Source organism: Corynebacterium sp. HMSC069E04, assembly GCF_001813175.1.
Classification (GTDB): domain Bacteria; phylum Actinomycetota; class Actinomycetes; order Mycobacteriales; family Mycobacteriaceae; genus Corynebacterium; species Corynebacterium aurimucosum.
This window is the reverse complement of record NZ_KV811673.1, coordinates 1-940: the sequence shown is the minus strand read 5'-3', so window position 1 is coordinate 940 and position 940 is coordinate 1. Positions and strand designations below refer to the sequence as shown.

At 52.6% G+C, this 940-nt stretch carries 1 protein-coding gene; it reads left to right on the top strand.

Annotation, left to right across the window (positions count from 1 at the left end; translation table 11 throughout):
- Positions 1–931, top strand: a 931-nt coding sequence (locus HMPREF2896_RS06185) for an IS3 family transposase (RefSeq protein WP_083311460.1), incomplete at its 5' end; no start/stop codon positions are given.
- Positions 932–940: the final 9 nt, after the last annotated feature.

The window sequence follows — 940 nt, the reverse complement described above, 5'->3', positions numbered from 1 at the left end:
AACGTCGGAAATGATCCGGTTCATCGATGAGTATCGGGATCGTTTCTCCATCGAGTTCATTTGCGAGACGTTAAACACCCACCGTGTTGGCGGTTTCATCACGTCCCGTGGATACCGCCAATCAAAAGCCCGTGGTATGAGTGCCCGCAGTCTTCGTGACGCTGCTCTAGTCGCGCACATCGCCGAGGTCCATGAAGAAAATTTTGGCGTCTACGGCATCCGTAAGATGTGGCATACTCTGCGCCGTGAAGGAATCGACATTGGCCGTGAGCAGACCGCACGCCTGATGCGTCTTGCTGGAGTCAGAGGCAAAGGTAAAGGTAAGTCTCCTATTACTACCCGCAAGCCGAAGGGACCAGATCTGCGTCCTGATTTAGTTAATCGCAAGTTCAACGCCCCGGCACCGGCCCGATTGTGGGTGGCCGATATTACTTATGTGCGCACTAGAAAAGGATTCGTGTACACCGCTTTTGTTACCGACGTGTTCTCCCGAAGGATCGTCGGGTGGGCACTATCTGATTCAATGCGTACCGAGGCGCTGCCGCTGCAGGCGCTTAATCAGGCGATTGTCAGCGCGAAGGAAACAACGGGGCTGATTCATCATTCAGATCATGGCTCACAGTACGTCAGCATTGTCTACAACGAACGGCTGGCTGAGTATGGAATTGCTGCCTCTACCGGGACAGTAGGAGATTCCTATGACAATGCTTTGGCCGAAAACGTCAACGGTTCCTACAAAAATGAGCTGATTCATCGGCGGTCGTGGGACAGCGTGGTTGACGTGGAGATCGCGACGTTTGAATGGGTTAATTGGTGGAACGAGGTACGGCTTCACCAAAGTCTCGGCTATCGCACGCCAGCTGAGGTTGAGTCAGAGTTTTGGGAAACCAACCCAGCCCAAGAAATAATGGAAATCAAGGCAAATGCCTAGGAACAAAAC